We start from the raw sequence: 15,086 nt of genomic DNA, 5'->3' as shown, positions 1-15,086 counted from the left end.
TCCTTCTGTCAGGGTGTTGCTGTTCCGCTTCATTGAACACTGTAATGTTTTTGAACATCGTTCAATTTAGATTATAGACGCCGGGACCTGGGAAGGTTGTGATTATTAATACATTACAGCAAAAAAAGCCTGAAACCCCGCAGGTGTCTCAAGCTTTCGAGCTTCGGCAGATGCTCTGCCTAATCAATATTAGCGATCTTCCACTTCCCCTGCTTATTCGGCAGCAATGAAATCTCGTAAGTGCCCTCAGTAATATAGCCCTCAGAGGTCATCTGGGTAAACTCCACATAGAAGCCCGCCCGCTTGGTTCCCTCAATAGGAATTCCGACTACGGTCAGTTTATTGAAGCGGTAGACATTCTTCTTATCCAGCAGGAACTGCAGAGCTTCATTAAGCTGCGGTGATTGCATAGTTGCAGCAAATTTCTCTTTGTCCTTAGCTGCCCAGGCTGCAATACAGTCCAGTGTCTCCTGGAGCGCTTGCTTGTTGCCTGGACTTGTACCTACATCAGGGGCTTTGAAGAACACTCCCGGCTTAATCGGAGGTTGCTTCTCCAGGTATTCCATACCACTCAGCATGGATGTGAAGAGTGGAAGCAGCTTATCGCGTTGCTCATCCTGAATATGGATCTCGGCCCGGTAAGAATCGTTATAGGCTGTGAAAATAAATGCCTCAACCCTCCGGTCCTCCTCCATCCTGCTCCCTTCATATTCCTTGAACTTCAGCAGCCTCCGGTCCGTGCCCGGCTCAAACTTCCCTCCAGCTGCATCCTTCGCAGAGCTTAGCTTAATTAACGTAATATAATTATGCTTGTCCTCTGTCCCCCATGCCGTTCTGCCATCCTGTTCAAAACGGATCATCGTCTCCGGCAGAAATATCCCGAGCGGTAAGGTCTGGTCTGCGGAATAATCCGCTTGGACATTGACGCCATCCAGCTCGTAGCCACTGCCGCTTCCTGTATACTCCCGTACTTCGGGAATCAGCGACACGGATTTAACAGCAGGCGCGGCAGTTGCAGACGGAGCCGGAACCGCGGTTGCAGGAGCAGTTATTGCAGCAGTAGCAGCTGCGGGCGTTGCTGATGCCAGATCGGTATGTTCTGCACCCGAAGAATTCTGATCCGAAGCATTGCTGCAGCCTGTGCTGATTGCTATTGCAACTGCTATACAGCCCGCTCCCCATAAGCTCATTTGCTTGGACAATCTAATCACCTCAGTTACCAGACGCTGGATACGATCCAAAGTTGCGCTGAAGCCTGCCAGGAATAGGTAATTTTATTTCTTAACCCTATTCGTATTTAATGTGCTGAAGTATTGACTTGGATTGCCTTGGCGGGAGTTGAACCGCTCCTGGAAATCACCGCCGGTGTAAGCTCCGATAACCCGGTGCCAGAAATCCCGTGCTGGAGTGTTGGCACGAATCTGTGACACCTTCCAGTTGCCGGGGAACATATCGAACAGCCGGTGTGCGGCCCAGGTCCCTACGCCGCTGCGCCGGTAGCGCTGCATTACAAAAAACTCCGTCATATAGAACTCGCCCTCCGGGTCGCGCAGCAGACGGTCGATCAGGGCAAAGCCTGCGACATTGCCGTCTACAGTGAACAGGTAGGCGAATTTATTTTTACCGCTGCTCCAGTAAGCCTCAAGTCCGGGATAGGACGGGAACAATCCTTCACGGTCGACCTGCAGCTCCAGATAGCGGGTAAAGTCATACAAGTAGAACTGCATTAATCTGCTGATAATCTGCTTCTGCTCTTTAGGAACCAGCTCGATTCCAAGTTCCATTCAGGTTCACCTCAACCGTTTTTGTTTACTACCCATCATATAACTTTGTCTCATCAGGAGCAAGGTTTGCCAGAAACATGGTAAGATAGAAGGACAGCCCTCCCCCTTGGGGAAACTATAAAGAAGGTGAAGCTCATCAGTATTCAAAAAGCGACCGACCGGGCAAACCTGGATCAGCGGCTGCCGCAGATGCCCTGGTTTGTCCAGCAGTTTATCGACTATAAACGGCCGGATTTGTCCCCCTCCACGCTGCTGGAGTATATCCGGGACTATGAATCCTTTTTCGGCTGGCTGCGGGGTGAAGGTCTCTCTGTAGCGGCCAGCAATGCTGACATCACACTGCTTGAGCTGGAGACCCTGCATATGGACAGCATTGTCGGCTACCGTCTGCACTTGACCACCCGGGCTGAGAATGCCAATTCGCGGGTGACCGTATCCCGTAAGCTGTCTGCGCTGCGCTCGCTGTTCCATTACTTAAGCCAGATTGCCGAGGATGAGAACTTCTACCCGCTGCTGAAGCGTAACATTATGGCCAAGGTGGAGATCAAGCGCATTCACAAACCGAAGGACACCGCCGCCAAGCTCAAAGGTAAAATTCTGGAGGACGAGGAGCTGCTGGAGTTCGTTGGCTACATCTATGAAGGATATGGCACAGCTGTGGAAGCCAATAAGCAGGCTTATTATTCTTGGCAGCTTAACCGTGAACGGGATGCCTGTATTGCCAGTCTGATTCTGAATTCCGGCCTGCGCGTCTCCGAGGTGGTTAACCTGAACGTGGATGATCTGGATGTCAACAATAAGCTGATTTATGTCTTCCGCAAGGGTCATAACGACGAGACCTTCAAGACCCCGGTCTATTTCCGGGAACAGTCGAAGGATGATCTCAGCTTGTATCTAAGCCTCCGCCAGAGCAGGTACAAGACGCCGAAACGGGAAAAAGCGCTCTTCATTGCCCTGCCCAACGGCAGCAAAGAAGGCAAACGGATGACCAAACGGGCGATCCAGGAGATGATCATCAAATACGCCAAACGGTTCGGCAAGCCTTATCTGACGGTGCATAAGCTGCGGCATTCTTTTGCCACAGATTATTACCTGCAGAATGACATCTACCGGACGAAGGAACAATTGGGCCATGCTTCTACGGAGACTACCGAGATCTATGCTCATCTCACAGATAAAACGATGTCCGAGGCGATTGAACGCCGTCTGGACAATGAACCGCCGCAGTAAGCTGCCTGACCGCTATGTTAATCTCATTTATTTTTTGGAGGAATACGTTTGTCAGACAATCATTCATCTACTGAATTTCCTACGAATCCCGGACTGCCGGAGCTGCAATCGGATTGCCTGAACTGCTTCGGGCTATGCTGCGCTGCGCTTCATTTCTCCGCTTCCTCAGACTTCGCCATAGACAAGCCTGCCGGACAGCCCTGTCCCAATCTGCGGGAAGACTTCCTCTGTGGCATCCATACTGAGCTACGAGAACGCGGCTTCCGGGGCTGCACCGTGTACGACTGCTTCGGGGCCGGGCAGAAAATCTCCAATCTGACCTATGGCGGACGCGACTGGCGTCAGGCTCCAGAGACTGCGGGACAGATGTTCGAGGTTCTTCCCGTAATGCGCCAGCTGCATGAACTGCTATGGTATCTGCACGAGGCACTCACACTGCGCGGGGCCGAGACCCTGCATGATTCGCTTATCAAAATTCTGGAGCAGACGCAGGCCCTCACCCTGCTCAGCCCGGACAAGCTGCTTCAGCTCGAAGTGCCCCTGCACCGAGCTGAAGTCAACGAGATGCTGCTGCGTGCCAGCGAGCTTGCGCGCACCGCTGCCCGCAAGCAGCTCTCTCCGGCACCGAAGCGCCAGAAGAACTATGGGCGCGGGGCCGATCTGATCGGGGCCAAGCTGCGCGGGGCCGACCTCCGCTGCCTCAGCTTACGGGGCGCGTATCTGATCGCTGCGGATCTCAGCGGCGCTGACCTGCGGTTCGCCGATCTGATTGGCGCGGACTTCCGCGATACGAATCTGCGCGGAGCCGATCTGCGGGGCAGTCTCTTCCTGACTCAGGCGCAGCTGCAAGCTGCGCAAGGCAGCCCGTCCACCAAGCTGCCGGAATCCTTAAGACATCCGGAGCACTGGGCTTGATAAGTGGAAACGGCTTTGCCGTCCTTTTAAGGACGGTACCGTTTCGGCGAGAAATAGAAGGATAATTTATAGCGTGAAACATATACATTCTTATATTTGGAGAAGAAACCGGATGATGTTCTATCCGGTTTTTTTGTGTCGTCCAGATGGTTGGTTCAACGATTTTCCCTTGCCATTTGCCTGCCGATGATTTATATTGACATGACAGCAGGTCTAAAATAAATGAGGTGAACGGATAAGATGACTCCCCGCACGAAGGAACAGAACGAAGATATCCGGCTGCGGCGGCTGGTGCAGATCCGAAAAGCAGCAGCGGACGTATTTTTGAATAAAGGGCCTTTATTAGAAATCCGGGATGTGGCTGCGGCGGCCGGTCTCGGTTATGGTACGGTCTATCATTATTACAGCAATAAGGGTGATTTGCTTCACGACTTGTTATGGGATGCGCTCGACCGGGCCGGGGAATGGCTGAAGTTCCCGCCTATGGCAGAGCCCGGGCTACCGCTAAAGATCCCGCTGGAGGGTTCTGCCGCCGGGGTGCGGCTATTGCAGCTATGGGCGGAGGATCACGCTATCTATCTGCTGTGTAAGCAGGCTGGTGAGGGATTCCCTTCCCTGCCTGAAGCCCGCTCTTCCCCGCTCACTGCCGAGTTCCGCCGGGAGGTGCTGACCCCGCTGTCCATGATGCTTGGCACTGGACTTACGGAGGAATCACTTTCTCCTGGAGGGACAGTAGTCGATGCGCCGTCTGGATTACAATATACAGAGATGCTGTTAGCCGCTCTGGTTGGCTGTGCTGCATTGTCCCTCCGCCGAGGGCAGCTTAATGAAGATGCAACGGAGATCGTCAGAGTTCTGAAACTATAAAAGACAGACAATAGTGAAAGATTAAGGAGCGAATGCACATATCATGATTATTCTTAAATCCCCCAGAGAAATTGAAGAGATGAAGCAAGCCAGCCAAATTGTTGCCGATTGCTACCGTGAAGTCTCCAAACACATTGTACCTGGAATCACTACGCTTGAAATTAATGATTTGGTAGCCAAACATATCACCAAGCTAGGTGGCAAGCAGTTCACCAAAGGCTACAACGGATTCCCTGCCGAGACCTGCATATCCATTAACGATGTGGTTGCCCATGGGATTCCATCCAGCAGACGGGTCGTGAAGGAAGGCGACTTGCTGAAGCTGGACATTGTGGCGCAATACGGGGGTTGGTTCGGAGATTCGTGCGTGAGCTACGCTGTCGGTGAGATCGGGCCGGAGGCACAGAGATTAATGCAGGTAACGAAGGAGTGCCTGGATCTGGGAATCGCCCGGGCTGTTCCGGGAGGACGGCTGGGTGACATCACATCGGCCATACAACAGCATGCCGAAGCACACGGTTATTCGGTCGTGCGCGATCTGCTGGCGCATGGCATCGGACGAAGCTTGCATGAGGAGCCGAGCTACGTGCACATCGGCACCGCAGGCAAAGGCATCCGACTCAAAGAAGGCATGGTATTTACGATTGAGCCCATGATTAACGAAGGCACATACCAGATCACCATTGACGATGATGAATGGACAGCGAGAACGGCTGACGGCAAGCTGTCCGCACAGTATGAGCACACGATTGCAATTACTGCAGATGGACCGCTGATTTTAACAGCCCAGTAAACATTGTAGTAGAACGTTAACACATAGGTTAGATTTTGTTGTTTCCTTTCGAACCCTAAGAACCCTCCTGTTTCTGTCTAGGGACTGTCCCCTATTAGAAAACTGAAGGGTTTTGTTTGTTACCCTTGAAACCGGGTTTTGCGGTTACGGCGTTGGATGCTGTCGCGCGATTGGGTGATTCTGCTTGTTGGCTGCTGGTTAGTGTTTTGAACTTGCTATTGTGAATTTTTCATGTGTTGAATTTTTAACTAATTTTGAGTTCAAAGCAGCAGTTATTCGGATGCTGTAGGCGCTGGAACGATAGCAACTGCATTTTGTACAATGGAATGCTGTAAAAAAGGCTTCGAAAATAGAATCTATTGTATTCGGTACAATTGAATGTTGAACAAAGGCCACTTTTCATCCAAAACACAACACTCCACTGTATGAAATACAATAGAATCTCATTTCACGGTCAACTATGCATTTTCTATTGCAGGAAATACAATCAGCTACTTTTAATTTAAGAGTAGGGGGCGGCAAAAAGTCCCTATTTCAGTTCTGAATTCTGTGCCCCCTTTTAAAGGGTTATTAAGATATCCTCCTATCCTTTATCTAAAGTAATTATTGTGAATTTTTCATATAATGAAACTTAATAATCAAGATTTAGTCGGTTAGTCCTTTGACTTGTCGGTTTGCTGGCCGATCGTCACTAGAAATGCTGAGACTTGCCGTGCCCCGATTTAGTTACACGCGATATGCTTAAGTGCAGTTTGTACAACTAAATCTCCTGATGTTCCGCCGATAATCCGTTTAGTTGTATTTCGTGCATTTAAACTAACCTGATTCCTCGATTCTGGCCTATTCGGGCAAATTTAGTTGTACAGACTACAATTAGAGGAGGAAATCCTTGATTTTTACTGTTTTTAATTGTACTGAATACATCTATCCCTGAAAGCTCGCCTCAAGCGAACGTCCTCCAGTCATCCATCCGTTCGTCCATCCGCTTATCCATAGCCTCATCTCCCTCCTAACTGAACTCACTTCATAAGCTCTGATGCTCCCCAATTCCTTTGCTTCAAATTCACCCTCTAATCTCACCCGGCAGCTTCAGCACGGTTACTTTGTCACCAGCGGATAATTGTCCGCTGTCCGGCGGGATGACGATCAGGCAGTCGCTGTCTTTGATCGTAACTGTGACGGATGACTCGTCCACGGCGGCTGGATAAACATAGAGAACTGTTTCGCGGATCTCCAGACGGGCGCGGACATAGCGGGTGAAGCTGTTGGCCCGCTTATAATCTTGACCCAGCACTGCTGTCCACTCTGGCAGATACGGCTGGGCTGCACCCTGCATTAGCCCGATGACCGGACGGGCAAACAGTTGGAATCCTACGAAGCATGCGCCCGGATTGCCGGATAAGGCGAGCAGGATGCTCCCGCCGCGAACGGCTGCCGTAGTGACGCTGCCGGGGCGCATGGCTATTTTATTGAACAGCATCTCTCCGCTCTGCTCACGGACCAAATCACCCATAATATCATAATCCCCGACAGATACGCCGCCGGTAGTAATCACCAGATCATAGCTCTCCAGTGCCATCTGCACCTTACTACGGGCCAGCTCCAGATCATCGATGATTGCACCCAGCATCACGGGCTCCCCGCCCGCTTCCCGGATTAGCGCCTCCAGCATGGGTGAGTTGCTGTTGCGGATTTTGCCCGGCACTAACGGCTCGTCCACCTCCAGCAGCTCAGTCCCGGTAGCGAAGACCGCCACCTTGGGTCTGCGGCGTACAGGAACCTTCGGCACCCCGAGCGCTGCCAGAACAGCAATCTCGCCAGCGCCGATTAGAGTCCCTTCAGGAAGCACTGGATCACCCGCTCTAAGCTCCAGCCCGCAAGGGGTAATATGCTGACCCCGCTCTTGCGGCTTGCGGATACCGACATAAGTGACTCCGCCCTCTATCCGGCTCTCCGTAGCCTCCATCATAATTACCGTGTCTGCGCCGCCAGGAATCTGCGCTCCCGTCATAATGCGAGCAGCAGTGCCAGCCGTAATCTCCCTTGAGGCTACTGCGCCGCAGGGTATGACATCGACGACTTCAAGCCACACCGTGTCAGGGTCTCCTGCCGCTAAAGTATCTGCCGCAATCACGGCGAAGCCGTCCATACTGGAGCGGTCAAATGCCGGAAAGGGATGTGGTGCATGGGCAGACTCAGCCAGATAACGCCCGCTGCTGAGATGTAGGGGTACAGCTTCCGGCGCAAGCAGCGCAGCATAAGGCTTCAGCCTGCCTTGCGCCTCTGCAACCTGCAGCACTGACCGCTGAAATTTATCACTGCTGTATTCCTTGTTATTATCCCTGCTATATTCCTTGTTATATTCCTTGTTATGATGCTCTCGGTTAGTCACTGTTGAATTCACTCCTTCTGCTTCTCCGGTAGATTGCTGCTGATTAAACCAATTACGCCCTATTCTAACATGAAGGCATGGGAAAAGGGATGCACAGGCCTGTAACAAGCGCATGCATCCCTTATTCCATTGCGATTCTATTCCGCAGTCAGGAGCCCAGCCGCAGCCCAGCTCCAGTTCAAGCTTAAGACGCGCGGATCACTCTGACATCAGCCGAAAGGACGCTTTCACCCTCATAGAGCATGAACCGTCCATTCTGCCATTCCACACGCAGCAGCCGCGAATCATCCGCCTGGTATTGCCAGACATGCTGCTCCCCGCCGTTCATATAAGGCGTCTGCCCGGTAACGGCGGCATATCCTTCATATTCTTCCTCCAGATAGAAGGTCCGGTCATCCAGCTCCAGGGTAGCCGGGACCTCGGAAGGACTGTCCAGACGCCCGTCTATCGGGTGATACAATCTGTATTGCAGCTCTTCCCGCTCTTCTATATACAGATAGGCGATCCGGCTCCCGTCACGCAGCGTCAGTACAACTGCATTACGGCCACTCGTCTTCGTCCGGCCCGTCACTTCATAGGTGACCAGGGAGACCTCACAGATATCTCCGGGAGACAGGGTCAGCATGCTTGCGGGCGCTTTAGGCGCCTCCGGCTTCGAGAACAGATTGCCGATTCTTTTCCAAAGACCCAAAGCCATCATCCTCCTACAGATTGGTACGCTAATCCTTCTTCTTATCCGCGAATAAAGGCCGCTATAATCAATGCCCCCGTCACATGCAGCGAGCCTGCCATCAGGCCGTAGCCGACCTTGCCAAGCTGAGTGCCATGATCCAGTTCAAGGTTCCCCCACCGGCTGAGGAGCTGCTCTACCGTCTTCTCCAGCACGAATAACAGGATAAAAGAGACAATCGAGACGATAAGGGCGGTCCCGAGCCGGTTCGCCGCAGCAATGGATGCTGATAAAATATAGCCTTGTGACAGCAGCTTCAACACCAGCCGGGTAGTCACGGCCATATTCCCTGCCTTCAGCTCTTCCATATCATTATAACGGGTAAACAGCGAATCCACGAGCATCAGCACACACAGCAGTACTGCGCCGCTGACCGTCCATACTACCATGGACACCAGGGTATCGAAATCCATTACTCCAGCCCCCGCTTGTTCATATTTCACAACAGGTAAGACAAACATAAAGCGAAGGAGAAACCGCTGGTTCTGTCTCCCCTTCGCCTGTGGCCATCAGCCTAAAATCCGGCTTATGCCAATATGTTATTGTTTATCGTATTGCTTCATCAGCGCAGCCAGCTCATCTTCAACCGCCTGGTCTTTGCCCAGCTTCTCGAACTCATCATCGAGCGACTTGTTGCCCGAGCTCATCTCGTTGCTGGCTTCTGCCTGTGCTTCGGCCTGCAGCATCTTGTCTTCCATCCGTTTGAGTCCGGCAGAAGCAGAGTCGGAGCTGAAGCCGCTCATCGCTTTGTTGATTTCGGTCTGTGCCTTCGCAGCGTTGTAACGGGCAACGAGTGTCTCCCGCTTGTTCTTCATCTGGGTAAGCTGTTTGCGCATTTCATCAAGCTTGCCGCGCAGGTTGTCGGCGGAAGCCTTGTTCTGGTCGAAGCTGGCCTTGTACTCTACAAGCTTGGCTTCTGCCGATTTCTTCTCTTCAAGAGCACGGCGGGCCAGATCGGCGTTACCGGCTTGAGCGGCTGCATGAGCTTGTTGATTACGCTTGTTCACGAGCGCTTCCTGCTCTTCGTACAACTGTTTGAATTTCTTCTCAATAGCGATCTGGGCAGCTACCGCTTTCTCAGCATCCTCCAGATCCTCCGTCATGTCACGAATGTACTGGTCGGTCATTTTAACCGGATCTTCAGCTTTATCGATAATCGCATTCACATTGGACATGGTCAGATCACGCAATCTTTTAAATATAGACATCATTCATTCCTCCAAAATAAAAGTTAGTTGTTCAATGGTATCTTTTACGCAGGGAGATGGGGATCGTTTCAAAAATTTGTTCCGGCCTTCTGTACTAAATATTGCTCCACCTTATCATTCACAATATTTACGACCGCAAGGATGCCCTCTTTGCTCAGATCGTCATAGTGAATGCCCATCACAACCGTGACTGTCCGGTTCAATGCGGCAGCAGCCTTCAGCGCAATGGCTTCACTGATCGTATGCTCCTTATGATGGGGAACGGCAGAGGTCATCACCCGTGCGAATTCTCCGTCCATGTACGCCGTGCTTGCTGCACCGATATGGCGCACTCCCCCGGTAATCAGCAGCAGCAGATCACGGCCCACCTTGGTCTCGGACAGCACAATATCGTCAGGATGCACCAGATTCGTTGTCAAGCAGAACTCCCCTCCCTTTATATTAACCATAGGCTGTAGAGATCTCTCATTCTACGGCAAAAAGATCATTGCAAACCGGCTTGCTGCCTATACAATACCACGGATCTCATCCAGTGAGGAAATATTCTCTTCCTTCATAAACTGCTGCAATTCTTCCACAAGTGTGCTGCCCGCCCGCAAATTCATGAAATTGTAGGTTCCAACCTGTATTACAGTCGCTCCCGCCATAATAAATTCAATAATATCCGTGGCTGAAGTGATGCCGCCCATTCCGATTACCGGAATGGTTACCCGGCGGGCTACCTGATGCACCATACGCAGAGCCACCGGCTTAACCGCTGGTCCGGATAGTCCCGCATAGAGGTTATTGAACACACTGCGGCGGCGGCGGACGTCGATCTTCATCCCGGAGATCGTGTTGATCAGAGAGACGGCGTCCGCCCCCTCTGCTTCACACATCACAGCCATCTCCGCAATATCCTCGGCATTGGGCGACAGCTTCACGGCCAGCGGCAGACTTGTAGCCGCCCGTACCGCACGAACCACTTCCTGCGCTGCCGGAGTCTTCACGCCAAAAGCAATTCCGCCCTCCTTCACGTTCGGGCAGGAGATATTCAGCTCAATCATATCCACGGCCTGCGTCCCGGCCAGAAGACGGGCATCCGCATCCCGCTGGATCAGCTCAGCACCCAGCACGTAATCCGCCAGCGTGTTGCCGCCTAGGTTCACGATACGTGCGGTATCCAGCGTCTCCCAATACGGCAGCTCCTTGGCCAGAAAGGCCTCTACTCCCGGATTCTCAAGCCCCACGCTGTTCAGCATACCGGAAGGCGTCTCATAGACGCGGATTCCGGGATTACCAGCTTTGGCGTGAAGCGTTAGCCCCTTGCCGGAGATTCCGCCAAGCAGGGACACATCATATAACCGGCCATACTCACGGCCGAAGCCGAAGGTGCCGGAAGCCATCACAATCGGATTCTTGAAGGATACACCGGCAATCGTTGCAGTTGTATCAATAGTTGTATTAATCATGGAATAATACCTCCTCAGCCAGGAAGACAGGACCGTCTGCGCAGGCTTTGCGTTGCCCGTCCTTGCAGGAGACGCTGCAGACCAGACAAGCGCCGATACCGCAGGCCATCCGGTTCTCCAGTGACAGATAGACGTCAGGGCGCTTACCCGCAGGATCTGGAGCGCTGCCCTTGAGCTGTGCAGCCTTCAGCATCGGATGCGGGCCGCAGACGAAGATATGGTCATACGCCGAGAAATCCACGCTGTCCAGAATTAGTCCGCCTACATCGACGGTCAGCTCAGCAGCCAGAGGACGGAAGGCTTCTGTACGAAACGGCTCGCGGCTGAAGCCGAGATAGATATCGCTCTCTGGAAGCTTCTGCGCACAATAATAAAGCGGAGCAATTCCGATCCCCCCGCCCACTAACGCTACCCTGCCTTCCACCTGCGGGAAGCCTGTGCCGAACGGTCCCTCCAGCTCCAACGGATCGCCCGGATTCAGTCCGGCAAGGATCTCTGTTCCTTCACCCACTACGTGATATAAGAATTCAACACCGTTATCATTCACCTGATGTATGCTAAGCGGTCTGGACAGCAGCGGATAGGCTCCCCATGCCCGCAGCATGTAGAACTGACCCATCTCCCCGCTGTTTCCTCCTTCAACTACCAGGTGGTACACTCCTTCAGCCAGCCGCTCATTACTAATCACCGTCGCCACGTTATCAAGCTCCTTCAAATTTAATCTTATTAACCATGCCTGAGAAGGAACTTAAAATCTGTGACATTATTCACAAATGATGCCCTCTATTTCTTGTTCCAGATTCCGCGCACATAAGGTGCGGGCAGCTCGGACGGATCAATTCCGCCCAGCGCCTCAGCAGCATGATGTACCCAATACGGATCGCTAAGCATGCCTCTGCCTACAGCCACCAGCTCTGCCTTCGCCTCCGTAATCACTGCCTGCGCTTCTGCATATGACTCCAGACGCCCTACAGCGATAACAGGAACCTGTAATCCGCTGCGTATGTATTCGGCAAGCCCCACCTGGTAAGCCGGCCCCGCATTAGGGACTCCATTCGAGCCAATCGGCCCTTCCCCGCCCGAGGATACATGGAACAGGTCTACGCCTGCATCCTTGTAGCGGCGGCAGAATTCCAGCGCATAAGCTTCATCATAACCGCCCTCGACGTATTCCTTGGCGGACACCCGCATGATTAGCGGCATCTCAGCCGGCAGTACCTCACGCACCGCCTCTACCACCTGTTCACCGAACAGGATGGGGTCTTGGCCATACTCATCATCCCGGACATTGGATAGCGGGGAATGGAACTGGTGAATGAGGTATCCATGGGCTCCATGCAGCTCAACGGTATCGAATCCCGCTTCAACCGCGCGCCGCGCCGCTTCCCGGAAGGCGATAATCAGCTCCGCAATCTCTTCACGGCTAAGCGCCTTGGGCATAGCATAGGTATCATCAAACGGTATTGCCGAAGGTGCAACCGGCGGAACGGCATCGACGGCCTTGCGGCCGGCATGTCCGAGCTGGATGGCAACCTTAGCACCATGGGCATGAACGGCACCCGTCAGCCGCTTGAACGCCGGAATCTGCCCGTCCTCCCAGATCCCGGTGTCCCGGTTCGTGATCCGTCCATCGGGGTGAACTCCGCTCATCTCTACAATAATGAAGCCGCTCCCGCCGACAGCCCGGCTGACATAATGCACATGATGCCAATCCGTCGGAATACCGTCCTGCTTCTCAACCGCATACTGGCACATTGGAGGCATGACCACGCGGTTCTTCAGGGTCAGAGCCTTCAGTTCATAAGGTGTGAACAAATCGGTCATTCTTGTCTCCATCCTTCCCGTATCTATGATCCATTTCAGTATACAACGATTTGCGGATGTGATAAATCTTTGAATGCTCTGCTGCCTGTACGGCATAATTTCACGGCTGCTTGGAAATAACAACCCTTATATTCTAAAATAACCGGACCCGTGGTTGGAGGAGGCATCATTCCGATGAAACTGGCAATATTCCGCCGCATTGTGCTGCTCATATCCGTCATTGCCCTGGCCCTGGCTGCTCCTGCACCGGCTGCGGAGCTTGTATCTGTCTCTGCTGCTGCGGCAGATAGTCCTGCGCCAGTGCCAGCACAAGAGATCCTGCCATCTTCCCGGCCACAGGCTTCTATTGAAGAGGAAACGGCGGTACCGGCGGGATCAGCGGCCTCCCAATCTTCAGTAAGGCGCCATAAAAAAAGCAAAGGCCTCTCCCTCAGCCAGTTGCTGCGCAAATACCCGGAGACCCTCAAGACCCAGGGTCCCCGCCGCAAAATGATCGCTCTCACCTTCGATGATGTGCCTGATCCGCGCTTCACCCCGCAGCTCCTGGATGTGCTGCGCAAATATAAAGTCAAAGCTACATTCTTCGTGGTCGGCAGCCGTGCGGAGAAGCATCCCGCCCTGGTAGCCCGGATGATCCGCGAAGGCCATGCTATCGGCAATCACTCCTATAATCACCCCCAGTTCAGCAAGCTGAGTATGAATGCCTTCCGCATCCAGATTATCCGGACGGAGAATATTCTGCAGCTGCTGGCCGGATACAAGCCAAAGCTGATCCGCCCGCCGTATGGCGACATCAACGAGCCGCAGCTTAAATGGGCGAAAGCGCATGGCTATAAGCTGGTGAACTGGAACGTCGACTCGCTCGACTGGAGAGGACTATCCAAAAATCAGGTCAAGCATAACATCCTCTCCCGGGCCGGCAGAGGGGCCATCATCCTACAGCATGGGGGTGGCGGCAGGGGCAGTAATCTTCAGGGAACATTGCAGGCCTTGCCCGAGATTATCAGCAATCTGCGCCAGCGCGGATACAGCTTCGTAACCGTTCCCCAGATGCTCCAGGTCAGCAAAAGCAAATAACCGCTTGATAAGCAGGGTAACAAAAAAGGAAACAAAACCGGCGAAGCTGCCTGGTTTTGTTTCCTTTTCATTAATACCTGTTATGCTTGCATTCGTGCAACATTGGTGCAACTTATCATTATCGGTTTATTCAATAATATATAAATGTACATACTGATAACCGAAATCGGCTACAAAGCTCTGGCTGCCCGGAATAAAGATATCGATCCGGTTGCCCTTGATCGCGCTCCCCATATCCGTGGCTGTAGCTACGAAAGCTTGCTTCGGAAGGCCCGGATGGGTATACCCGGTTACGAGCACCTTCGTTCCCAGCGGAATCACGCTCGGGTCAACGGCGATGGTTCCGAGCTTCAGCGTATTGCCGAAATAATCGACTGCGCCCCACTTGCCATTCTCGCTGGCTGCTGAGGAATAGGCGGAAGCCTTGACCTGCAGTACTTTGGCATAATTGAATTCTTTGCCCCAGGCTTGAACAGTGTTGGTTGCCGGCTGCACACTAAAGGCTTGAACTTCTGCGGCGTCCACAGCTTCTACTGAAGCTGCTGCAGTATTGGCTGCTGCCACAGTCTTGGCTTGAACATCACCCGGAATGGTGAATTTCAGCCCGGGATAGATATTTAGCGCTGAAATCTGCGGGTTCGCATTCATAAGCTCTTCTACGCTTATGCCATAATGATTGGATAGAGTATAATAGGTTGTAGTCTTTCCAGCGATATGTACGCTGTCGGCTTGAACGGGAGCTGCGTGAAGCAAGGTGCCGAGTCCCAGTACGGCCGCCAGGGCGGTGATGGCTCTGATCTTGAGTTTCATGAATT

Annotated in this window: 16 protein-coding genes; 5 read left to right on the top strand and 11 right to left on the bottom strand. The window is 52.7% G+C overall.

Going from position 1 to position 15,086, the window contains the following annotated elements; all coding sequences use genetic code 11:
• Nucleotides 1–179: 179 nt before the first annotated feature.
• Nucleotides 180–1,241, bottom strand: a complete 1,062-nt coding sequence (locus tag C173_RS16570) for a hypothetical protein (protein WP_235191918.1) — start codon at nt 1,239–1,241, stop codon at nt 180–182.
• A gap of 33 nt (nt 1,242–1,274) precedes the next feature.
• Nucleotides 1,275–1,784 (bottom strand): GNAT family N-acetyltransferase, encoded by a 510-nt coding sequence (locus C173_RS16565; protein WP_036726510.1) that lies wholly within the window; start codon nt 1,782–1,784, stop codon nt 1,275–1,277.
• Nucleotides 1,785–1,919: 135 nt separating this feature from the next.
• Here C173_RS16565 and xerS point away from each other — a divergent pair, with 135 nt between their 5' ends.
• The 4 genes from xerS to map all read left to right on the top strand — a co-directional run bounded on the left by xerS (nt 1,920) and on the right by map (nt 5,589).
• Complete coding sequence (gene xerS / locus C173_RS16560) at nt 1,920–3,014, top strand: tyrosine recombinase XerS (protein WP_036726635.1); 1,095 nt, start codon at nt 1,920–1,922, stop codon at nt 3,012–3,014.
• Between the two features lie 48 nt (nt 3,015–3,062).
• Nucleotides 3,063–3,929 (top strand): pentapeptide repeat-containing protein, encoded by an 867-nt coding sequence (locus tag C173_RS16555; protein WP_036726508.1) that lies wholly within the window; start codon nt 3,063–3,065, stop codon nt 3,927–3,929.
• A gap of 240 nt (nt 3,930–4,169) precedes the next feature.
• Nucleotides 4,170–4,796 (top strand): TetR/AcrR family transcriptional regulator, encoded by a 627-nt coding sequence (locus C173_RS16550; RefSeq protein WP_036726507.1) that lies wholly within the window; start codon nt 4,170–4,172, stop codon nt 4,794–4,796.
• A gap of 43 nt (nt 4,797–4,839) precedes the next feature.
• The gene (map, locus tag C173_RS16545; protein ID WP_036726505.1) at nt 4,840–5,589 is read left to right on the top strand and encodes a type I methionyl aminopeptidase; all 750 of its coding nucleotides are present in this window, start codon (nt 4,840–4,842) and stop codon (nt 5,587–5,589) included.
• A gap of 1,063 nt (nt 5,590–6,652) precedes the next feature.
• Here the strand turns inward: map and C173_RS16540 are convergent.
• The 8 genes from C173_RS16540 to C173_RS16505 all read right to left on the bottom strand — a co-directional run bounded on the left by C173_RS16540 (nt 6,653) and on the right by C173_RS16505 (nt 13,194).
• Nucleotides 6,653–7,981, bottom strand: coding sequence for a molybdopterin molybdotransferase MoeA (locus C173_RS16540; RefSeq protein WP_235191917.1), 1,329 nt, complete (start codon nt 7,979–7,981; stop codon nt 6,653–6,655).
• 184 nt (nt 7,982–8,165) lie between these two features.
• On the bottom strand, nt 8,166–8,672 hold the full coding sequence (locus C173_RS16535) for a DUF4178 domain-containing protein (protein WP_036726503.1): 507 nt from the start codon (nt 8,670–8,672) through the stop codon (nt 8,166–8,168).
• A gap of 41 nt (nt 8,673–8,713) precedes the next feature.
• The gene (locus C173_RS16530) at nt 8,714–9,124 is read right to left on the bottom strand and encodes a DUF350 domain-containing protein (RefSeq protein WP_036726501.1); all 411 of its coding nucleotides are present in this window, start codon (nt 9,122–9,124) and stop codon (nt 8,714–8,716) included.
• 126 nt (nt 9,125–9,250) lie between these two features.
• Complete coding sequence (locus C173_RS16525) at nt 9,251–9,919, bottom strand: PspA/IM30 family protein (protein ID WP_036726499.1); 669 nt, start codon at nt 9,917–9,919, stop codon at nt 9,251–9,253.
• A 68-nt stretch (nt 9,920–9,987) separates the two neighbouring features.
• Nucleotides 9,988–10,338: a prenylated flavin chaperone LpdD gene (locus C173_RS16520; RefSeq protein WP_235191916.1), complete on the bottom strand. Its 351-nt coding sequence runs from the start codon at nt 10,336–10,338 to the stop codon at nt 9,988–9,990.
• Between the two features lie 87 nt (nt 10,339–10,425).
• A complete protein-coding gene (locus C173_RS16515) occupies nt 10,426–11,370 on the bottom strand; it encodes a dihydroorotate dehydrogenase (protein WP_036726497.1) in 945 nt (314 codons plus the stop codon).
• The gene (locus tag C173_RS16510) at nt 11,363–12,067 is read right to left on the bottom strand and encodes a dihydroorotate dehydrogenase electron transfer subunit (RefSeq protein ID WP_036726496.1); all 705 of its coding nucleotides are present in this window, start codon (nt 12,065–12,067) and stop codon (nt 11,363–11,365) included. The genes C173_RS16515 and C173_RS16510 overlap by 8 nt, the downstream gene beginning before the upstream one ends.
• A gap of 86 nt (nt 12,068–12,153) precedes the next feature.
• Nucleotides 12,154–13,194, bottom strand: a complete 1,041-nt coding sequence (locus tag C173_RS16505; RefSeq protein WP_036726494.1) for an NADH:flavin oxidoreductase/NADH oxidase — start codon at nt 13,192–13,194, stop codon at nt 12,154–12,156.
• A 174-nt stretch (nt 13,195–13,368) separates the two neighbouring features.
• Here C173_RS16505 and C173_RS16500 point away from each other — a divergent pair, with 174 nt between their 5' ends.
• Entirely contained in the window at nt 13,369–14,271 is a 903-nt protein-coding gene (locus tag C173_RS16500; protein WP_036726492.1) for a polysaccharide deacetylase family protein, read from the top strand.
• A 126-nt stretch (nt 14,272–14,397) separates the two neighbouring features.
• Here the strand turns inward: C173_RS16500 and C173_RS16495 are convergent, their stop codons facing one another.
• Nucleotides 14,398–15,081 (bottom strand): 3D domain-containing protein, encoded by a 684-nt coding sequence (locus C173_RS16495; protein ID WP_036726490.1) that lies wholly within the window; start codon nt 15,079–15,081, stop codon nt 14,398–14,400.
• Between the last annotated feature and the right edge of the window lie 5 nt (nt 15,082–15,086).

It is taken from the genome of Paenibacillus sp. FSL R7-277 (assembly GCF_000517965.1).
GTDB lineage: Bacteria > Bacillota > Bacilli > Paenibacillales > Paenibacillaceae > Paenibacillus_AQ > Paenibacillus_AQ silagei.
This window is presented reverse-complemented; position numbering and strand designations above follow the sequence as displayed.

What these genes read in the sequence shown, in the direction of transcription:
- C173_RS16565 (WP_036726510.1), bottom strand. Translation starts at nt 1,784, where the DNA reads ATGGAACTTGGAATCGAGCTGGTTCCTAAAGAGCAGAAGCAGATTATC.
- C173_RS16550 (WP_036726507.1), top strand. Translation starts at nt 4,170, where the DNA reads ATGACTCCCCGCACGAAGGAACAGAACGAAGATATCCGGCTGCGGCGG.
- map (WP_036726505.1), top strand. Translation starts at nt 4,840, where the DNA reads ATGATTATTCTTAAATCCCCCAGAGAAATTGAAGAGATGAAGCAAGCC.
- C173_RS16530 (WP_036726501.1), bottom strand. Translation starts at nt 9,124, where the DNA reads ATGGATTTCGATACCCTGGTGTCCATGGTAGTATGGACGGTCAGCGGC.
- C173_RS16525 (WP_036726499.1), bottom strand. Translation starts at nt 9,919, where the DNA reads ATGTCTATATTTAAAAGATTGCGTGATCTGACCATGTCCAATGTGAAT.
- C173_RS16515 (WP_036726497.1), bottom strand. Translation starts at nt 11,370, where the DNA reads ATGATTAATACAACTATTGATACAACTGCAACGATTGCCGGTGTATCC.
- C173_RS16505 (WP_036726494.1), bottom strand. Translation starts at nt 13,194, where the DNA reads ATGACCGATTTGTTCACACCTTATGAACTGAAGGCTCTGACCCTGAAG.
- C173_RS16500 (WP_036726492.1), top strand. Translation starts at nt 13,369, where the DNA reads ATGAAACTGGCAATATTCCGCCGCATTGTGCTGCTCATATCCGTCATT.
- C173_RS16495 (WP_036726490.1), bottom strand. Translation starts at nt 15,081, where the DNA reads ATGAAACTCAAGATCAGAGCCATCACCGCCCTGGCGGCCGTACTGGGA.